Below are 20,136 nucleotides of genomic sequence, written 5' to 3' on the forward strand. Positions count from 1 at the left end.
TTCGTTTTAATTCGCCTCAATTCGTAACAAATCCATGCACTGCGCTAAGCTTTCTCGCCAATCAGGAACCGCCACGCCATAAACCTGTTTGATTTTTGATTTATCCAAGAGGGAATAGCTCGGACGTTGGGCTGGTGTGGGATAAGCAGAACTTGGAATGCCGGAAACAGCACAATCAAAACCGCCAATTTCTTGAATGGCTTGGGCAAATTCAAACCAACTGATTTCGCCTTCGTTAGAGAAGTGATAGATACCACATTTCCAAAATCCGGCGTTTAAAATGCTGACTATCGCTTTGGCCAAATCGGCTGCGTAAGTCGGACTCCCAATTTGATCGTTCACCACATTGAGGCTGTCGCGCTCTTGCATCAAACGGGACATGGTTTTAACGAAATTCGCCCCGAAGGTAGAATACACCCACGATGTACGGATGATAATCGCCTCCGGATTTTCGCGCAAACAAGCCTGTTCTCCGGCTAATTTGGTTTTACCGTACACATTGATAGGCGCAACTGCCGCTTCTTCCGTTAAAGCCACAGCAGAAGTACCATCAAACACATAGTCGGTAGAAATATGAATCAGTTTTGCAGCATGTGCAGCCGACCATTGGGCTAAAATAGCCACGCACTGGTGGTTCAACACATCCGACAAATCATATTCGGTTTCTGCCCTGTCCACAGCCGTATGGGCCGCACAATTCAGAATAATTTGTGGATGGATGTCGGTCAAGCGTGCTTCTAACCCCTTCAAATCCGTTAAATCCAACTCCTCTCTATCGGTAAAAACCCATTCAAATTGGGCATTTTGTGCCGCTAGTACTTTTAATTCAGATCCCAATTGTCCATTGGCTCCTGTTACTAGTATTTTTTTCATATATTTTTGTAACGTTAAAAACGTCTTATTTACTTTGTAATTTTAAAGGATAAAATCCTAACACAGTCAACAGTTTACTACTTCCAGTCTACAAAACTGATTACTAAAAAAAGTCCTGAATACTAAAAGCTGATTACTTGAACACATAACTCATAACCCATAACTCACTTCACCCCAATCAAAGTAGCACTGTTGTGAACTTTATCCAAATACTTTACCTTGTTGTATTGGGTATAACTAAAACGAAAATGGATGTAAGCAAGCCATAAATCATGTTCTTCCAAGTCATCTAAATCAAAAGTAAGTTGCGCCTCAGTTTCTGATTTTGTAATCAAAATCACATTACTATAAAGAGTTTCTCGGTTATTAGTCAGACCATGCCAGTTGGCAATTGCAATTTGAACCTCAACTTGCGTAGCTTTTTCAGGCCAGATAATCATCGTCAAGGGACTAATCTCTTGGATCGAAAGCTGTTTACGTTCCCAGTCAAAGGACAAGGGTGGTGTAAAAACTGCTGGTAAAGGACAACACTGATTTCCTTCAAATCCCAATAAAAATCTTTTGGCAGTATCGGTTTGTAGTCCTTCATAAAATTGTTGATTCAAATCTTCTTGAGGTATTCCCTCACGTAAAATAGCCAACAATAATTGATTACAACGCCCAAACAAAGAAGAAGCATGCGCTTTCGAATAAAAAGGCTGTACCAATCCTTTAAAAACTTTTGACTTTAAAGTACAAAACCCTAAAGCAGCACCTTGTTGTCGAATGCGATCAAAAATAGGATTATTTTTAAACTCCTCTTTCGTAACACCAGTATTTCCTTTCATCCGAGCAATATTCCCGTGCTCAGTTTGGTAAAAAGTAATATCGTCCAATGTACCCTTAAACGCTAACTCACTGACAACTTTAGCCATAAATTAAAAAGATTAAAATTAGGAGAACTAAAGTATTAAAAAATAAATACCTAACACGCTCATTATTCAATAAGTTAATGGGTATCAGTTGACAATTTGATGACCAAATTAATATCCTGACGGATGGTACAGGTTGGCGGTTTTATCCTAGTTGGCAGTAGTACGTTTTGCTCCTCAAAAAACAAACACAAAGGGTTTACTCCATATGCCTACTCAGGATTCGACAGGCTGGAACCAAGTGGTGATTATAGAGTTGCCTTTTTCTTTACCCTCCCTAAAGGTTGGAAAAAATTATAATTTGTTTCCTATTGCTCAAAGCCCATGGCTCAGAGCTGACAGCCCTTTAGAACAAACTATTACACACCTCCATAAATGGCAACACCTGATCTTTCTCCGACACGATAGCATCTTTCAAATCCATACCCCAATCGATGTTCAAGCTAGGATCATCATAGCGGATACCTCCCTCAGATGCTTTGTTGTAAAATTGGTCGCATTTATATAGCACCACAGCCGTTTCACTTAATACTGAAAAACCATGGGCAAATCCTTGCGGCACCAACAATTGCTTTTTATTTTCTGCAGTTAATTTCACGCTAAAAGATTCTCCATAAGTAGGCGAATCTTTACGCAAATCAACCGCCACATCAATAATTTCCCCTTCCAGTACTCGTACTAATTTCGTCTGAGCATACGGCGGATTTTGATAATGCAAGCCACGCAACGTGCCTTTTTTGGAAAAAGACTGATTGTCTTGTACAAAAGTGATGTTGATGCCTACCGCTTCCATTTTGGTTTGACTATAGGCTTCAAAAAAATAACCGCGCTCGTCGCCAAAAACGGCTGGCTCTATGATTACTAAGTCATTAATTGGGGTTTGTTCAATTTTCATGTTTATTTAAAATCACATAATTATATACTACTTTACTTTCCAATAATCTAAATCATAGCGTATATCATCATTCGCAAGTTCTGACAGTGGTAAAGTAGAAAACGACAACAATTTTGAATCCTTTTCGATCGATTCAATAGCGTTGGCGTAACCAGGTGGAATTTGAACTATTTTACTTTCATTTTCTGAAACCAATATGGTTTCAATCTTTAAATTTTTTGAAGGATGCTCCCAATTATCAATTTTTACACAATGAATTTTCATCGACCCTCGAATACAATAAAAACTCTTAGCATCTAATTTATGACCATGCCATCCCCTAATAGGGTTATCCACACTGTTAGTAATTAAATAAAACCGTTCTATATCCGAAAAATGAAAATCATTTACATACGAAATACTACCACGCTGATCAACATAACAACCTCCTTCAATAATTTTTGGAAACATATATAAAATTCAAACTATTTTTAAAATTAAAAGGCAAATTTAGTACTAATCTTGTAAACCACCATTCTCAATTATGCTATTCCATCAAAATGCAAGTCCATAAAATGATAAAGTACAAAAAACCCACCCGTTGAAAATCCTTCACACAACACGAACAACTAAAATCACGCTAATCTAAATAATTGGTTGCAAACAGCTTGTAATTTTACAATTGTCCGTTTGAGTACTTTTGAAAAAAAAAACGACATTAAAACAAGAACATTACAATTAAAATCACTTCTAGATTAATTATGTATTACCCTTCATTATTCAAAAAACTCGAATTAAGATTTTATAAGAAATTCTGCCAACGGCTTAAGTTAATTATGGTGTCGTTTTGCTACGCAACACATAAAACTTAAAACTATATAATAAAAGCAGCGGAATAATAAGTATTGTAAACAAACCTAAATCAGAAATTTTTTGATACAAACAAATAACAATTAGGCAAACCAATAATTGAACAAAAGCATACACAGCAGCAACCAATCGATGCGGCATTTTATATTCATTACTCATAACTTGATACAAATGCAAGCGGTGGGCTTCAAAAATGTTTTGTTTCAAATACATCCGATGTAAAATAGTGCAAATAGCATCCACGCCATAAACAGCTAAAAAAAGCAACCACACAAGCGAATGAGTGCATAAAATCAATTGTAAAACCAAATAAATTACCCAAAAAGCAATAGCAATACTGCCCACATCTCCGGCAAAACATTTAGCTTTTTTTCGGTAATTAAAAAATAAAAAAACAACACAAGCTACAATGGCATAATAAATAAAACCACTATCTGTAAACCGGTACCCGCTTTCGTTTACGTACACTAATGACCCCATAACTATAATCGTATATAAACCAGTAATACCGTTGATTCCATCCATAAAATTGTAGGCATTAATTAGCCCTATTGATAAAATATAGGCAGCAATTATCCCAAAAATGGGCAGCGTTTCAAAAATTCCTAAATCGTAAAAAATCAAACTAATGGATAGAAAATGGGTAGCAATTCGAATTTTATTGGACAGACTCTGAATATCATCCCAAAAACTCACCAAACTCACCAGCGTAATTCCTGTAAAAAAGTAATAATTAGTTTGTATATGTTGTACAAAATAAAGTAAGGAAGCAAACCAAAATAGTATCCCTCCTCCTCTTAATGTTACTTCTGTGTGAGAACTTCTTTCATTAGGTTTGTCTATGATGTTGTAGTGGTTGGCTACTTTAAAATAGAGTAGTATTAAAGCCACCAAAAAGATTACGAGTATTATAAATTCCATTAAAAGGGTTATAAAATTAAGAGATGAAATTTTATTTGAAGATGGGTAAAAGTATTAAATAATTCTATCCTACTAAATATGACTTGTAAGGAATTAATTTTAATTTCTCTGGGCCATATTCTGAGTCAATTTTGATAGCTCTAAAAAAAGGGACTATATAAAAACAACTCAAAAAAGTAATTAAATAAAGATGTTTCCTTTTTAAACTATTTCTTATAATTTCAGCAACAATTATTATTTCAAATATTCTAAAATAAATATAAACTCTTGTCAACTCAGTAGATTCACTAAACAAATTAATAATAATTACTGAAAACAGATAGAGCATGACTAGTATTTTTTGATGCGCTACTTGAAACCCATACATGTGATACCATATCAAAACAATGAGGCCCATTGCATTTAAACCAATTAATTTAGTCCAAGGAACAGGGACTGCAAATTGACTTGACACGTAAAATAAATAATGTGAATCTTTCAAAAGTAAACTCAAAAGGTAAATAAGTCCAATTTTCGATATTACAAATGAAAGCCCCATCAGTAGCACTATATAATACTGATTTATACATTCACCCCATTTATAAATCAATAAAAAAAACACCAATGGAATTAAACAGCTTTTATGCACGGATATACCTAAGAACATGAGCAAAAAATAACTCCAATATTGTTTTTTTAGTAAAAAGCTAAAAGCATAAAAAGCAATAGTAACTGCTAGAAACTGTCTAACATACGTAAACGAATATAAAAAAAAAACAGGAATTACGAGATAAAGCAGAAGAGGTAAACTTGTTTTCTTGGTGTATTCTCTTATTCCCAAATAAGCAAAGAGATATGTAAAAAAAGAAAAAAAGAAAAAAAGAAAACGATAATCAATCTTGAAATATCTAAAAAATTGTAGTAAAGCTAAAAAACCAAATTCAAAATCTTGGTCCCTAGTACCATAAAGATACCAATGCACATAAGCATTGTAATCCCAACCTATATGATCCCGAAAACCCCCTACAACCATCATAATACCTAATAGAGAAAAACTAACTTGCTTTTCTAAACAAGGTTGTTTGTAGCTTATAAACACTAAAACAAATGCACCTAAAAGCAGCAAAATATAAAATATCATGTGGATTGAATTATAACAATTTGCATGTTAAATTCTGTAAATCAATTATTGTAACTATATTTTAACAAATCTATCCCCAATTATTGTTTTTGATTTCTTCATAAACTTTTTGAATTCCAATTTCTAATGGTATAGAAGCTTTCCAACCTAAACTATTTAATTTTGAAACATCCATTAATTTTCGAGGAGTTCCATCTGGTTTGGATTGATCCGTAAGTATCTGCCCGTCAAAACCCACTATTTTTTTTACTAAATGAGCAAGTTCTATTATAGAAATATCTTCACCAACTCCAATATTTACTAAGCCTTCTTCATTATAATTTTCCATTAGATAAAAACAAGCTGAAGCTAAATCATCGGCATGCAGAAATTCCCTTTTAGGACTTCCTGTTCCCCAAATTGTAACTGCAGGGGCACAATTTCGTTTAGCAGTAATAAACTTTCGGAGCATTGCTGGCAAAACATGTGAATTAGTTAAATCGTAGTTATCATTAGGCCCATATAAATTAGTAGGCATTACAGATATAAAATTACATCCATATTGTGCACGATAAGCATCACACATTTTTATTCCCGAAATCTTTGCTATTGCATAGGGCTCATTTGTAGGCTCTAACAATCCAGTTAAAAGAGATTCCTCTTTTAATGGCTGGGGAGCAAATTTGGGGTAGATACAAGAAGAACCTAAAAACAGTAATTTTTCTACATTATTGAGAAACGCTTGATGAATTACATTACTTTGTATCATTATATTTTCATATATAAAATCGCCCTTCAAAGTATTATTGGCAACGATGCCACCTACTTTGGCAGCTGCCAAAAAAACATATTTTGGTTTCTCTGTAGTAAAAAATTCGGCCACTGCTGCTTGATTTCGTAAATCTAGTTCCGAAGATGTTTTCAAAACCAAGTTGGAGTATCCTTCTACTTTTAATCTTCTTAAAATTGCCGAACCGACCATACCGCGGTGACCCGCAACGTATATTTTATCTTGTTTATTCATTCATTGATTATTTTTCATCACTAACTATCAGCTAATTAATTTAAGACAACTTACCTCTCGATACATTTTTTATTCCGTTACGTTGGACAAAAAACACTCGAGGTGACGCTCGTCTTTTCGAGTAGATTTTTACTAAATGAAATGCAGAAAATCGTATCGAGAAACGAAAACTAAAACCCTAATACCTAACAGCCGAACGTACTTCTTTGACCATTTTTTGTTCCTTTACATACAACAGATCAGAGGCGATCATTTCACTAACTAAACCTTGCAAATCATATTGAGGAACCCAACCCAACTTCGTTTTGGATTTGGTAGGATCTCCAATTAGTAAATCTACTTCTGTAGGTCGGAAATACTGAGGATCAACAGCAATCACTTGTTTACCTATTTCCAATTGGTATAGTGGATTAGTACAAGAAGCTACGAAGCCTTTTTCCTCCACTCCTTCCCCTTTAAATACTAGAGTAATTCCTACCTCTGCAAATGCCATACTCACAAAATCTCGTACGTAAGTAGTTTCTCCCATAGCAATCACATAATCTTCAGGAGTGTCTTGTTGTAAAATACGCCACATAGCTTCTACATAATCTTTAGCGTGCCCCCAATCACGTTGAGCCTCCAGATTCCCTAAATACAAACAATCTTGTGCTCCCAAAGCAATCGCAGCAGTAGCCATCGTAATTTTACGCGTAACAAAAGTTTCGCCACGACGTGGCGATTCATGGTTGAATAAAATACCATTACAGGCAAACATTTTATAAGCTTCTCGATAATTTTTGGTAATCCAAAATCCGTAAATTTTAGCAGCCCCATAAGGAGATCTTGGATAAAAAGGAGAGTTCTCATCATAAAATCCTTTCTCGTTTTTATTTTCAGCCAAGCCACCATACAATTCAGAAGTAGATGCCTGATAAATACGAGTTTTCTTCTCCAATCCTAAAATACGAACAGCCTCCAAAATACGAAGTGTTCCTAAACCATCTACATTAGCCACATATTCAGGAGAATCAAAAGAAACCTTTACATGACTCATTGCTCCCAAATTATAAATCTCATCCGGTTGTACTTCTTGAATAATTCGAATAATATTAGTTGAATCTGTTAAATCTCCATAATGTAATTTAAAATTTACATGGTCTTCATGCAAATCTTGGTAGATATGATCAATTCTTTGGGTATTAAAGGAAGAGGCTCTTCTTTTGATACCGTGAACCATGTATCCCTTTTCTAACAATAATTCTGCTAAATACGACCCATCTTGACCTGTAATTCCAGTTATAAGTGCTACTTTCATAGGTGTTTATATTATTTTTTTCTTATTTTAGATACTGAGCCACTTTTTTAAACACCCTTAAAGGCATCAAATAAAAAGGACTTTTTAGATTGTTTACTTTCCAAGCATTCAACACTTCTTTATTTTGTTTTACAATACTAGAGAAATTTTCATTAGAAGCACCTCCTAACCGCATTCTGACAATTAGCCTATTGATATATTTTGAAAAAAATTGATGTTTTTTCAACATTCGCAACATCAATTCATAATCAGCGGCTATTTTATAATCTAAATTAAACAAGCCTGCCTGATCATAGACCCGTTTCCTTACAAATAAAGCTGGATGTGGTGGTACATTTGCATTTTCAAAAAAACGACTATAATACTCCTTACATTTCCAATATCTTACCACTTTATGAATGTCATCACTTTTTACATAAACCAAGTCTCCATATACTATATCCAAAGCATTATTGGCAATAAATTGTTTCATTACATCAGCAATAACAGTGCTGTCTTGGTATAAATCATCTGAGTTTAATATACCCACTACATCTCCTGTACTAGCTATAATACCTTTATTCATCGCATCATAAAGACCTCTGTCTTTTTCAGACACAAAATATCCTAATTTCTCTTTATACTTATTAATAATTGAAACCGTATTGTCTTTTGATCCTCCGTCGATGATTACATACTCTATATCGGGATAGGATTGTGACAAAACAGATTGGATGGCATCTTCAATCGTTTTCTCATTATTATAAACGACTGTTATAATTGATATTTTCATTTGTTATATACTTCCTTGTAAAATTCTATCGTTTGGTTGTACGAATTTTGCCAGTTAAACTGTTGTGCCTTTAACAACCCTTGCTCAATTGTTTCGTTTCTTACACTGTTGTTGAATGACAACTCTTTTATTTTATCTGCTAACTTTTGAGCATTGGGATCCGTAACAGCAAAATAATGGTTTCCGATAACTTCGGGTATCGATGACGCATTTGTTGCTATGACTGGACAACCTGCTTTTTGCGCTTCAACTATTGGCATCCCAAAACCTTCGTAAAATGAAGGATACAACAAGCAATAGGCTTTGTTATAAAAACAATTCAAATCTGCTTCACTTACATGAAGAAGTTCTTTATAATTATCTTTCCCTAATTTCGAGTTTAAATTATACTGTTCGTTTTCACTTAATGGACCTCCACCAATAATTAATAATCGCATGTTAGCCAATTTACAAGTAGCAACAGCCATATCAAAATTCTTGTATAAAGATTTTCGATCTCCTACATATAGCGCATAACTAAAATCTTCAAAAGGTTGTGTTATCGTTAAAACCTGCTCTTGTTTTAATTGCTGATATACTTCATCTACTCCGTTATATATAACCCGAATATTTTCTGGTTTTATGCTCGGTAAAAAAAGCTGTAAATCACGTTTGGTACTCTCCGAAATGCAAATAATTCCTTGAGCATTTGTTATAGCAGCATTTTTTTGCCAAGAATGAATAGTCTTAGACATTCCTTTCCGATAATACTCGTACGTAAAGTCATGAACCGTAGTAATATTAATTACATTTTTTCCTTTTTGGGTCCTATAATATGAGGAGTGAAAAAGGTGTTTTTCCTTGTTTTGAGATTTTAAATTCAAAAAACGTTTAAGAGCTAATAAATCATTACTATAAGAATCAATTAATTGGTTATTAATTGCCAATTGCTGTCTAAAAAAATTAGCTGTAGCACCTTCATATTCAATAATGCGGCAGTTAAATTCGGCATCATTTAACAATCTTTTCAGATGTTGTTGCCAAACCACTGAAATTCCACCTGCTTTTTGCAGTGAAAAAATAATATTGTCTATTTCGATATTCATTTAGAAAATCTTATTTTATTCATAAAAAGCAATATCATAGCCACCATAAATAGAAAGATCATATTTAATGGAAAAGAAAGCGAAAAAAGAAAAAAAGGAGCCGTAAAAAATAAAAACAATAAAAATAAAAACAAATTATTTTTAATGCTTTCATAATCATAACTCTTTAATAATTGACATAAAAAGAAATAGTAAATAAACTTAAATGGATCTAAAAAAGTTAGCACAACAACTCCTAAAATTCCAAAATCAGCAAAATAGTTAACTGGCCCTCCAAATGCAGGCGTATTGGTGGCTTCGGCAGCTCCTGGAAAAAAATACTCATTCACGTGTATAATTCCATAAATATAAGGTTTGTTAGGATAAAAGCCTCGAGGAACTAAACTCCAGAATTCTGAAAAATAAATCTTCCCATAGAATAAATCAATACCACCTGCATAATATTCTTTATAGTACATTGCACTATTTACGTAATAATCAAAGTAAGATAAAATGGATTTATAATCCATTGTACCACTATTATATCCCGCACTCGTAAAAAAGTTAATTATCATCAATAGAAACGCGAGAGGAACGGTTATAAGAAAAATTTTACGCAAATTTTTAAACCTTCTTATCCATAATACTATCAAAAAGAAAACTAAAAACTCCAGAACAATACCTTTAGACCCTAACAAATAAGCCGAATATAGATAGGGAACCAATAGCATGATTAGGTTTATATTTTTTTTTACGCTAAAGGCGAATATCGTAAAAGAAACAGATAAAAAAGAAATTGCAAAAACCCAAAACTGACCTGCTCCCATCCTATGAAGTTGATAACCTGTTCTAGGATCCTTTATCCAATTTAAAAACCCAAAAGAAGAACTAGACAGCAGAAAAAAAGACAGAAAAAACAAAAAATAGAATACTATCGAGGCGTATATCATCTTGGAATATCTCGTTTTAATATTCAAATTATAACTAGTAAAAGTGTATTTATTAGATACTAAAAAAGCAAAACGCAGCAACAAGTAATCTACTAAAAGTGATACTGATGTAATTAAAATGGCAATATTATAGTAAATATTATCAATACCACTTTCCAATATAAAAGGAGGGCCAATTACTACTTTGAATATGTCAACAGGAAGCTTAAATATAAATAGAATAATGAAAGGATTTGTTCCTGCAAATTTTCTATTCTTAAAATAAGAGCTAAGATAACGTAGCTTTATAAACTGCAAATAGAAATAAATAAAAATATTGATTACAAATAAAAAACTCATTTTAAATTTTGTTTCAATTTTATAAGAATTTCTATATCAAAATTAATCACCACCGTATCCCAGTTATAATCTAAAACTCTTTGATATCCTTTTTCAATATAAAACAATCTATTGGCCGCCACTGCCTCTATTGCAGTATTCCAGTCCTTAAAATCCCAAGATGTAACTGTAATCCCTGCGCCTGAAACAACCTCTTTCATCGCTGAATTGTCAGGTGAAATAACGGGAACTCCTAATGCCATAGCTTCTAATTGCGGCAAGCCGAGTCCTTCGTTGAGAGAAGTGGAAACAAACAATGTAGCCTGTTTGTATATTGCTATTAGATCAACTAATTCAACATAACCTGTAAAATGCAATCGATCCTTAGGGTAATTTGCTTGATTTAGTATTGTATCTATACTTTTTTCAAATTGCCCCCAACCTTTATTCCCTACTATAACTAAATGATAATCTTTATCTCGAATTTCAGCAAACAATTGTAATAAAAAAAGAATGTTCTTTCTAGGCTCTTGCGTTCCTACAAATAACAAATACTTTTTATCATGGAAAATAAATTTATCCGAATTTAGTTTGTCTATGCTTGAATTATTCAAAAAATTAGCATTGATACCACTCCCTGAAAAAATTGCTTTATGCTTCACATCATCAGAAAAAAACAACTCTAATTGTTCTTTAGTATACTTGCTGTTTGTCCAAAAAAAATCCGCTCTTTTAATTGAAAACTTTTGCAATGCCTTCATCTGAATTTTAGTAATTAAACTCATCGACTCAGGGTATAACAGATAAACTAAATCATGAATATAAAGAGCAACCTTGATATTTTTAGGAAAAAAGAAAGGCGATAGCAACGAATTTGGGGCGATAAAAAGATCTGGTTTTATTCTCCTAACAATCGAATTAATTTTAAACAAAGACCAATACAATCCTATGGACTGAAACAAAACTGTTTTCTCAACAATGACTTTGATATTTTTACTGTTTTCAATTTGCGAAGCAACATCTACATGCAATTCATTGTGGGTAATAACTAGGATTTCATAATTTGGAAAATTCCTGCTTAAAGCATTAATTATTGAAATGGTTATATCAATAACTCCTGCAGGCCTATTTGTAAGCCGTACGCCGTCAATCAATATTTTCATTATAAATCCTTCTTGATTAAAAAACGTTGATTTTCTAACCTTGTAAAATTATTTAAAAAAGAGATGAATGAAAAATAATATCGGATGCCTACTACCTTCTTTAAGATACTGAACAATACTACAACAATCTTTTCTATAGTTCCTCTTTTATTTCGGTCTTCATTTGTATAAATAGAAAAACTATTCGATTTAACACCTGACAACAACTTGTTTTTTTTAAGAATTCGATAAAAAATTTCTTTGGTTAAAAAAGGATTTTCTTCTATAAATTTATCTTCATTCACGCGATATAAACGTCTATAAAGAGGCAAAATATTTTCGCCATCTTCAAAAGAATTATAAGAATACCCCATTTTGGAGTATTGATCGTAGCCATTTTTATAAATCCCTTGAATATATTCTTCAAAAAGAGGAATATACGAAGGATAAACATCGGTATTGTATTTTGGATGCCTTCTATTGATTAACTTAGGGTTGAAAGGATCAAATCCTGAAAAGTGAAAAAACAATAATGGAAAACTTTCTTTAGAAAGATTATTCCTTACTAAAAACTGGTTGTTTTCAATAATTAATTCCCTCTCGTGTAAGTTCCAGATAGCCGGATTAATTCCCATGTGATGCGTAATTAAAACATCATTAGGAAAGAAACCAGGTATGAAATCCATCCATTTTTGATCTACATGAAGCGCATCAATTTTATCAGCATAACATTTGTTAGCTAATCGGTTCATCCACCAATCAACAATTTTACCTCCTATCTCATTATTGCAAATAGCAGCAAAACCAAGATTATAAATACCTACAAATAAAATCTCTTCCTCTGTAATTGATCCTGTATAATCCGTTTGAATATTACAATAATGGGGTGTTAATACAATCGATTTAGTATCTAAAAAATTAAAAATCTCATTTAATGGACTCGTTACATACGTATCGGGATCTAGATAGATTACTTTATCATAATTTTGTAGAAATAATTTTTTGAAGCAAAAAGGCTTTATCGAAGTCGAAAATTCGATTACATTGTACTTGAATGCCATCTTTTTCCATTCAGGAAGCCAACTATCCTCCATTAAAACAACTTCGTTTTTATTATCTTCCAATCCCTCCGGATCGTCTGATAAAAATATAAAAAATTCACAGTTGGGATTATGTCTATAAAAAGATTCTCTTAATGTAAAAGCTTGTGCTAAATAATTTTTGGCACAAACGGTAAATGCTACATTTTTATTCATAAAGTTCTTATTATTCTCGCTGGATTTCCTCCAATGACTGAATTTTTGGGTATATCTTTTGTTATCACCGAATTAGCTCCTATAATACTATTTTCACCTATAGTTACATTTGGTAAGATAGCAACACCTTCACCTATCCAAACATTATTTTCTATTTTTACTTTTCCTTTGCAATATAATTTTCTTTCTGATGGAGGGATATTTATTGCATCACTTGAAATTTCACCATGATAATGATCAGTGATAAAAACTTTACTTGCAATTAAAACACCATCACCAATTTCGATTTCATTTATAGCACCTATGTGACAATCGTGGTTTATACTTACATTATTACCAATAATGATTTTGGGAGAAAAGAAATAACCTAAATGCATATCATAAGCTTCTAGCCGTAATCTTAATCCACAATTAAAGTTTTCCCCAATTGTAATATACTTACCTCCATGTAAGTATAGAGGATATTGAAAAAAATATTTTTTGCCTGTAGTCTTAAACTCATTACTTTTCCAAAAAGAATATAATTGATTTTTTGTAAAAACCAACCTATTGAAAAATATTGGAGAAAAAACAAAATAGATCAAACGCATTGAACTAATTAATATTTTTCGAATTACCTTTTTAGTTATCATTGAGATTTTTTACTGAATATAGCTGGCTATTTTATAAAAAAAATTAAAAAACAACCACTTTTAAACTTCACCTGATTATTTTATTTTATTGTAAATACGTACCATATTTTCTCTAAAAGCATCATATGAGTATTTTCCCATTGATTGTCTTCTACATTCTTTGGATATATTTTCTAATTCTATTTCTGATTTATCTAGTAAGCCTATAATACCATGACAAAAATCTACACTATCACGATATTTAGCAAGATATCCCGTATCCGAATTTATAATATCGCATGCAGTCCCCATATTAAAAGCTACTGCTGGAGTTCCACATAATAAAGACTGATTCAACATCATCGGACCCGCATCTTGAATTGAAGGACTTAAAAAAATGTCCGACATGGCATAACATTCTGCTAATTCTTCAAATGTTAAATAACCCGTTTGTTTTACTTCAAAATCTTCTAATTCTGGTAAATCAACATTATTTCCGGCAACTAATAATACAATGTTATCCGCTAAGTCTGGTCGTTTTTGTTTTAGTAATTTAAGTGCTTCGATAAGGTAAGTGTACCCTTTTCTATCTTCACTGGGTTGAACGGCTCCAAAAAAAAGAATTTTTTTGTTCGAATAATTTTTTTGTTTTCTTACATATGCCTTATCCAGAGGTTTAAAAATGTTTTCATCAATAATAGGATACGCTTTTTCGATATGCTTAAACAAACCAGATTGAGCGGCATAATTATTCATCCAACTGTTTCCCAAAAAAACAGTATTTATAGCACTTAATTTATCCTTTTTGTATAAAAAATTTTGTCGTGTACTATCATTTTCATCTGAAGAATTTAGCCCAGGACATTTGCCACATGATGTAGTTAGATTAGTACAGTCCCAAAAATAGCTACAACCTCCAGTCATAGGAAACATATCTGCTGCAAATAAAAGTATGGGCTTTTTTGTTTTTTGATAAATATCAAACAGTGTTTTGGCCGAAATCATACCTTGCCAAAAAAAAACCAATATAAAATCATATTCTTTCTGAATTTGATTTAGAATCTTTTTTGTAGCAACTGGAGGATGAGCATCATCAATTCCAAAAAAATGGTATTTTGACTCGTGCTGTATTATAGTACCTCTAGATAATTTATTTTTAATTTTTGAAAAAAAAGTATTGAGTTTGAGCAATCCATATTCTAAAAAACGTTCATACGTATTGTAGACTGAAAGCACATTCAATTTACTTTCCATAGGATATTTCAATAATAAATCAACATCATTTGTAGTTGATAAAGCCTTATACATATCCAATACCATTTTCGGGGAACCAACGGGCATAAAACTGCTTAAAATCAAAACATTCAACTTTTTATTTGTTCCAGATTCCACGGGCTTTTTCATTAAGAAGTTTATTTAATTGTATGGGACCTACCCATGATATTAAGAGCACCAAAAAAATCTGCGATATAGTCACTCCTGTTAAACCTAATTTTTTACATAAAAAAATGGTTAACGGAATATTTACTAAGCCAACCACAATTGAGCAAATTAATTGTAATTTAATTTTATTAAAGCCATAAATAAGAGTCGAATGTAAAGAATTCCAAATATTACATAATTGCCATATCCCCATTAGAATTGTCAACATCATAGGTATTTTAACTCGGTCACCAAACCACAGTTTATAAAGCAGTGGCGACATGAGTATTAAAAAAATTCCCAAGATTACAAAAATGAAAAAAGCTTTATATAATGTTTTTTTAACTTTCTTCATCCAATCATAATCTTTTAAAACACTAGCTTCGATAAAAGCACTCCAAAATGGGGTTAAAATGATGGTAAAACCCATGCCTAGTATAGACATATATTTAAAAGCTAAATTATAGACCGTAACCTCTAATGGTGAAAGTGTTTTTGTGATAATGATGTTATTCGTTTCATAATAGACAATGGCGATTATTTGTAAAATAAAAAAATTAACTCCAATTTTTAATAGGTCTTTGGTGTACTTAAACTCAATATATTTTATACTTGGGCTATACTTGGCTAAAGAGGTATTAAAAAAATATAACGAAAAAAGCAATAAAACTAGCGTATTAGCCCCTCCCATTACCATGCTCAAAGATGTTAAAGATCCTTCATGAGTATTCATTAAAACAAATATCCCGACTAAAATTAATACTTGACTTGTAACATTAATTACCGAAGTTATTACTGGCTTTTGAATAGATACTAAAATAGTATTTAATAAACCTAAAATAAACTGGAAAGCAAACGTGGTTATTACTATATGTACAACACTAAGTAAATCTATATTCTCTGTTTTGTCAACATTCAAAAATTCATTCCAATTTATAAATCTAGATAGGAATAATGAGACAATCCAAATGATACTTATGATAATGGTTATAATGGCATAGGTTGTACTAACATACATTTTAGCCAATTTTATATTTCCATGGGTTATTGCTTCAACAAATTTATTCTTTAAGCCATTTCCAAATCCAATATCAAAAAAACTTAACCATCCAATGACGGAAGATAGTGTAACCCAAATACCGTATTGGTAGGGCGTTATATAATCCATTGTTAAGGGAACTACTACAAGACTTAATAAAATACTAATCCCTTTTAGAAAAAAAGAACCTATTATGTTGGCTTGGATATTTTTAGATCTGTCTTTGTTTTTAAAAAACTTAAAAATAAAATCTAAATTTAAATTATTTGCCATTAATTAATAATTATTTATGCACTTTGCCATATCCACTACATCAACTTCATTTAATTCATAAAAGAGTGGCAATCGCAATAAACATTCGGTAAATTTATCCGAATTTGATAATACTCTACCATCGTGTTTGTCGCTATAATACGCACTAGAGTGAAGCGAAATATAATGAAAAACAGCATGATACCCCTTTTCTTTTAATTTAGAAATCAATTCGCTTCTTATTTCACTATTCTCAGTAACCACATAAAACATATGCCCATTATTTGTTGCATAAGGAGGTAAACTAGGAAGTGTAATTAAATTCGAACTTTGCAAATTGTCATAATAACAATTATGCAGCATTTTCCTTTTATTTTGGATAAGCTCTAAATTTTCTATTTGTGCCCAAAGAAATGCGGCAATAATTTCGGAAGGAAGAAAAGAAGAACCCGTATCTACCCAACCATACTTATTCACTTCACCTCTAAAAAATTCGGCACGATTAGTCCCTTTTTCCCATATAATCTCAGCCCTACTACTGAAACGTGAGTCATTTATAACAAGCATACCCCCTTCTCCAGAAATAATATTTTTAGTTTCATGAAATGAAAATGCTGCTAAATGGCCAATAGAGCCTAGAGCCTTTTTAACTCCATCTTTCCCAATATAAAAGCTATCAATTGCCTGCGCCGCATCCTCAATAACTAATAAATTATATTTAGTAGCTAAATACATAATTTTATCCATATCACATGCAACACCAGCATAATGAACAGGAACAATTGCTTTTGTCTTATCTGTTATTAATTCCTCAATTTTGTCGGCATCAATATTGGGATTATCGCTATATGAATCAGCAAAAATAATAGTAGCTCCCTGTCTAATAAAGGCAATTGCTGTTGAGACAAAAGTAAAACTAGGAATGATTACTTCATCTCCGGGTTGTATATTGGCTAAAATGGCAGCCATTTCTAAAGCATCAGTGCATGATGTAGTGAGTAATACTTTCTTAAAATTATAACGTTCTTCAAAAAACTGTTGGCATTTTTGCGTATACTTCCCATTACCTGAAATTTTTCCAGAATTTACGGCATCATAAATATAATGCGTTTCTTTCCCTGTTAAATAGGGCTTATTAAATGGTATTATAGATTCCATGAATGGTATATATTATTGATTTCTTTTATTTTAAAATTTGTTTTCTGATAAAGATTCATAGCAGGTATATTTTCCTGCTGCGTTACAACCTGAATTTCTTTAAAGCCTGCATTGTAACTCCTTTTTATACTCTCACTAATTAATTGTTGGCCGATGCCGCAACCTCTGAAATTCTCAGATACAGCAAGTAAACCTATTTCGGCTAAAAATTCATTTTTTTTATTTAAGGTAACAAATCCAATTATAGCAGTATTCTTTAATACCACAATAATATCGAACGTAACTTCATGATTTACAGCATTTTCTATCCATTGTATATACAATTTTTCAAACTCGTTATTCGTAAAGTTTTGATCAACATTAAATCTTGAATAGATACCACTTTTTAAAGCTAGTTGCTTCAACTCTTTTATATCATGTCTATCCAAATTAAAAGAATCAATAACTAATTCATTTTCCTTTAAAACAACCTCATAAGTAAATTGATTTAGCACCACTTTTCTATCCACCAACTCAAAATTAGGGAACAACAAATTTACTTTTGAAAAGACATACACTAGTTTAAATTTTTTAGAATACTCGCTAAACAATTTATAATCAAATTCCTTTTCATCACCAATACCAATTCTACCTACCTCAAAACCAAAAAAAGAAGAATCCCACTCCAACCTCTCTATTCCAAACATATTTATGTAATAAATTATTTTAACTTAATTCTATATAAAAATCTCCAGTGAAACAAACATTTTCTTCAACATAAACAAAACTAATTACGCATTAAAAATTGAAAATTTTATTAAAACGTTAAGGCAATCTGCTTTATTTAATCACTAGTTAAATAGTATTTAAGCAGAAAACAGCCTAATTAATCTTTTACATATCAAAAAAACAATTGTAAAAATTCCAACCAAAATTCCTCCAATTAAAAAAGCTTTTGTTTTACCTAAACGCTCTTTAGGTAAAGGTAAAATAGGACGATCTACCACCTGGATTAAAGGTGTTTCTTTGCGTAAAGTTACTTTAGCCACTTCCATTTGCTTGATCAATTCACTTAAAATAGCGGTATTGGCCTGTACATCTACTTGCCTACGGGCCGAAGGTGCTCGGCGAACATTCAAAGCGGGGTTTAAATTAAATGTATTATCGTTTGCAACGGCAACCCCAGTAATGGCAGCATTTAGTTCTCTCCTAATAGAATCCGTTTGACGTTCCAAAATCAACATGTTTTCACGTGCTTTTTTGCTTTTAGTGGACACATAAAAATCAGAAACAACTTTGGCCAATTGTTCATTGAAATATTTGGCAAACAACTCGTTAGTAGATTTCACCTCTAAAGTGGTGATGTTGATTTTTTTATCTTTTTGGCTAACCGAAAGTACATTATTAAAAATATCCCCGTATACACTTGTTATAATACTATCTTGCTGTCTTGTAAATTTATTCGGATCACTTTTAGGTAAAAACTGTATGTTTTTAAATGCATCATTTTCACTCCATTTTTCACGAATTTCTTTATATTGAAAATACATCTCGATTAAAGACATCTTCTTACCTTGATAGGTCACTTCCTGCAATAAAGCACGTTGAACCATAGCTCTGGATCTGAAAAGTTCGTTTAAATTGGCACCGCTGAATATACTACCTCCCCCTCCTCCTACATCGAAACCAAACGAACCTGCTAAAGCTCCTAAACCGCTTATTCCGCCAGATTTTTCATCTTCTAAAGCAAACGTCAAACTAGCAGTATAGACTGGTTTTTTAGTAAACGAATAGGCCAAACCTAATAAACCGCCGACAATTCCAGCTAACACAATTATTTTCCACTTGCCTAACAAATAGTGGTACCATTCCTGAATTTTTAAAAGGAGATCTTTTAAGGAAATCTCCTCCGTTTGTTGCGGTAAATTTTCACTCATATATTTTTTATTTGAATATTGATGTGGTTATGGGTTGTGAGTTGTCAGTTCTCAGTTTTGGGTTATCAGTTTTCTTCTTATGGTGTAGTCTCTCGCCTACGCTCGAGTTGACAATTTTGATTTTAGATTTTGAGCTTTAAGTCAAATTTTAATCTTTTAATCTTTTAATCTTTTAATTGTCAACTTCTGCTTTCCGACTTTAAAACAAGTACAATCGGATCATCTGATGATCAACTAGTGTATTCCCTCACTCTTCCCAATCACAAACGTTGTCGGCTTTGGGTTATAGTTTCTTTGCTCTTTGCTCTTTATTCTATTTTATATTGTCAGTTGGTGGTTGTAGATGCATTCTCTCGACTGCGCTCTA

General features: G+C 32.2%; 19 protein-coding genes. All 19 read right to left on the reverse strand.

Going from position 1 to position 20,136, the window contains the following annotated elements; genetic code table 11:
- Nucleotides 1-6: 6 nt before the first annotated feature.
- Complete coding sequence (gene rfbD, locus I5M07_RS15620) at nucleotides 7-873, reverse strand: dTDP-4-dehydrorhamnose reductase (protein WP_200107383.1); 867 nt, start codon at nucleotides 871-873, stop codon at nucleotides 7-9.
- A gap of 164 nt (nucleotides 874-1,037) precedes the next feature.
- On the reverse strand, nucleotides 1,038-1,787 hold the full coding sequence (locus I5M07_RS15625) for a hypothetical protein (RefSeq protein WP_200107384.1): 750 nt from the start codon (nucleotides 1,785-1,787) through the stop codon (nucleotides 1,038-1,040).
- A 343-nt stretch (nucleotides 1,788-2,130) separates the two neighbouring features.
- A complete protein-coding gene (gene rfbC, locus I5M07_RS15630; RefSeq protein WP_200107385.1) occupies nucleotides 2,131-2,679 on the reverse strand; it encodes a dTDP-4-dehydrorhamnose 3,5-epimerase in 549 nt (182 codons plus the stop codon).
- A gap of 27 nt (nucleotides 2,680-2,706) precedes the next feature.
- Nucleotides 2,707-3,129 (reverse strand): WxcM-like domain-containing protein, encoded by a 423-nt coding sequence (locus I5M07_RS15635; protein ID WP_200107386.1) that lies wholly within the window; start codon nucleotides 3,127-3,129, stop codon nucleotides 2,707-2,709.
- A gap of 363 nt (nucleotides 3,130-3,492) precedes the next feature.
- Nucleotides 3,493-4,449, reverse strand: a complete 957-nt coding sequence (locus tag I5M07_RS15640; RefSeq protein WP_200107387.1) for an MraY family glycosyltransferase — start codon at nucleotides 4,447-4,449, stop codon at nucleotides 3,493-3,495.
- A gap of 64 nt (nucleotides 4,450-4,513) precedes the next feature.
- Nucleotides 4,514-5,569, reverse strand: coding sequence for an EpsG family protein (locus I5M07_RS15645; RefSeq protein ID WP_200107388.1), 1,056 nt, complete (start codon nucleotides 5,567-5,569; stop codon nucleotides 4,514-4,516).
- Between the two features lie 70 nt (nucleotides 5,570-5,639).
- Nucleotides 5,640-6,572, reverse strand: a complete 933-nt coding sequence (locus I5M07_RS15650) for a GDP-L-fucose synthase family protein (protein WP_200107389.1) — start codon at nucleotides 6,570-6,572, stop codon at nucleotides 5,640-5,642.
- A gap of 178 nt (nucleotides 6,573-6,750) precedes the next feature.
- Complete coding sequence (gene gmd, locus I5M07_RS15655; protein ID WP_200107390.1) at nucleotides 6,751-7,869, reverse strand: GDP-mannose 4,6-dehydratase; 1,119 nt, start codon at nucleotides 7,867-7,869, stop codon at nucleotides 6,751-6,753.
- A 22-nt stretch (nucleotides 7,870-7,891) separates the two neighbouring features.
- Nucleotides 7,892-8,641: a glycosyltransferase family 2 protein gene (locus I5M07_RS15660; protein ID WP_200107391.1), complete on the reverse strand. Its 750-nt coding sequence runs from the start codon at nucleotides 8,639-8,641 to the stop codon at nucleotides 7,892-7,894.
- A complete protein-coding gene (locus I5M07_RS15665; protein ID WP_200107392.1) occupies nucleotides 8,638-9,726 on the reverse strand; it encodes a glycosyltransferase family 4 protein in 1,089 nt (362 codons plus the stop codon). Before I5M07_RS15665 ends, I5M07_RS15660 begins: the two co-directional genes overlap by 4 nt.
- On the reverse strand, nucleotides 9,723-10,994 hold the full coding sequence (locus tag I5M07_RS15670; RefSeq protein ID WP_200107393.1) for an O-antigen polymerase: 1,272 nt from the start codon (nucleotides 10,992-10,994) through the stop codon (nucleotides 9,723-9,725). Before I5M07_RS15670 ends, I5M07_RS15665 begins: the two co-directional genes overlap by 4 nt.
- Entirely contained in the window at nucleotides 10,991-12,136 is a 1,146-nt protein-coding gene (locus I5M07_RS15675; protein WP_200107394.1) for a glycosyltransferase family 4 protein, read from the reverse strand. The genes I5M07_RS15670 and I5M07_RS15675 overlap by 4 nt, the downstream gene beginning before the upstream one ends.
- The gene (locus I5M07_RS15680; RefSeq protein ID WP_200107395.1) at nucleotides 12,136-13,371 is read right to left on the reverse strand and encodes a glycosyltransferase family protein; all 1,236 of its coding nucleotides are present in this window, start codon (nucleotides 13,369-13,371) and stop codon (nucleotides 12,136-12,138) included. Before I5M07_RS15680 ends, I5M07_RS15675 begins: the two co-directional genes overlap by 1 nt.
- On the reverse strand, nucleotides 13,368-14,003 hold the full coding sequence (locus I5M07_RS15685) for an LbetaH domain-containing protein (protein ID WP_200107396.1): 636 nt from the start codon (nucleotides 14,001-14,003) through the stop codon (nucleotides 13,368-13,370). Before I5M07_RS15685 ends, I5M07_RS15680 begins: the two co-directional genes overlap by 4 nt.
- 75 nt (nucleotides 14,004-14,078) lie before the next feature.
- A complete protein-coding gene (locus tag I5M07_RS15690; protein ID WP_200107397.1) occupies nucleotides 14,079-15,386 on the reverse strand; it encodes a glycosyltransferase in 1,308 nt (435 codons plus the stop codon).
- Entirely contained in the window at nucleotides 15,355-16,716 is a 1,362-nt protein-coding gene (locus I5M07_RS15695) for a lipopolysaccharide biosynthesis protein (protein WP_200107398.1), read from the reverse strand. The genes I5M07_RS15690 and I5M07_RS15695 overlap by 32 nt, the downstream gene beginning before the upstream one ends.
- 3 nt (nucleotides 16,717-16,719) lie before the next feature.
- Complete coding sequence (gene rffA / locus I5M07_RS15700) at nucleotides 16,720-17,853, reverse strand: dTDP-4-amino-4,6-dideoxygalactose transaminase (protein WP_200107399.1); 1,134 nt, start codon at nucleotides 17,851-17,853, stop codon at nucleotides 16,720-16,722.
- Nucleotides 17,841-18,539: a GNAT family N-acetyltransferase gene (locus tag I5M07_RS15705; protein ID WP_200107400.1), complete on the reverse strand. Its 699-nt coding sequence runs from the start codon at nucleotides 18,537-18,539 to the stop codon at nucleotides 17,841-17,843. Before I5M07_RS15705 ends, rffA begins: the two co-directional genes overlap by 13 nt.
- A 159-nt stretch (nucleotides 18,540-18,698) precedes the next feature.
- Nucleotides 18,699-19,769 carry a Wzz/FepE/Etk N-terminal domain-containing protein gene (locus tag I5M07_RS15710; RefSeq protein ID WP_200107401.1) on the reverse strand — a complete coding sequence of 357 codons (1,071 nt, stop codon included), beginning with the start codon at nucleotides 19,767-19,769 and terminating at the stop codon, nucleotides 18,699-18,701.
- Between the last annotated feature and the right edge of the window lie 367 nt (nucleotides 19,770-20,136).

Source organism: Flavobacterium agrisoli (genome assembly GCF_016522065.1).
Taxonomy (GTDB): Bacteria; Bacteroidota; Bacteroidia; order Flavobacteriales; family Flavobacteriaceae; genus Flavobacterium; species Flavobacterium agrisoli.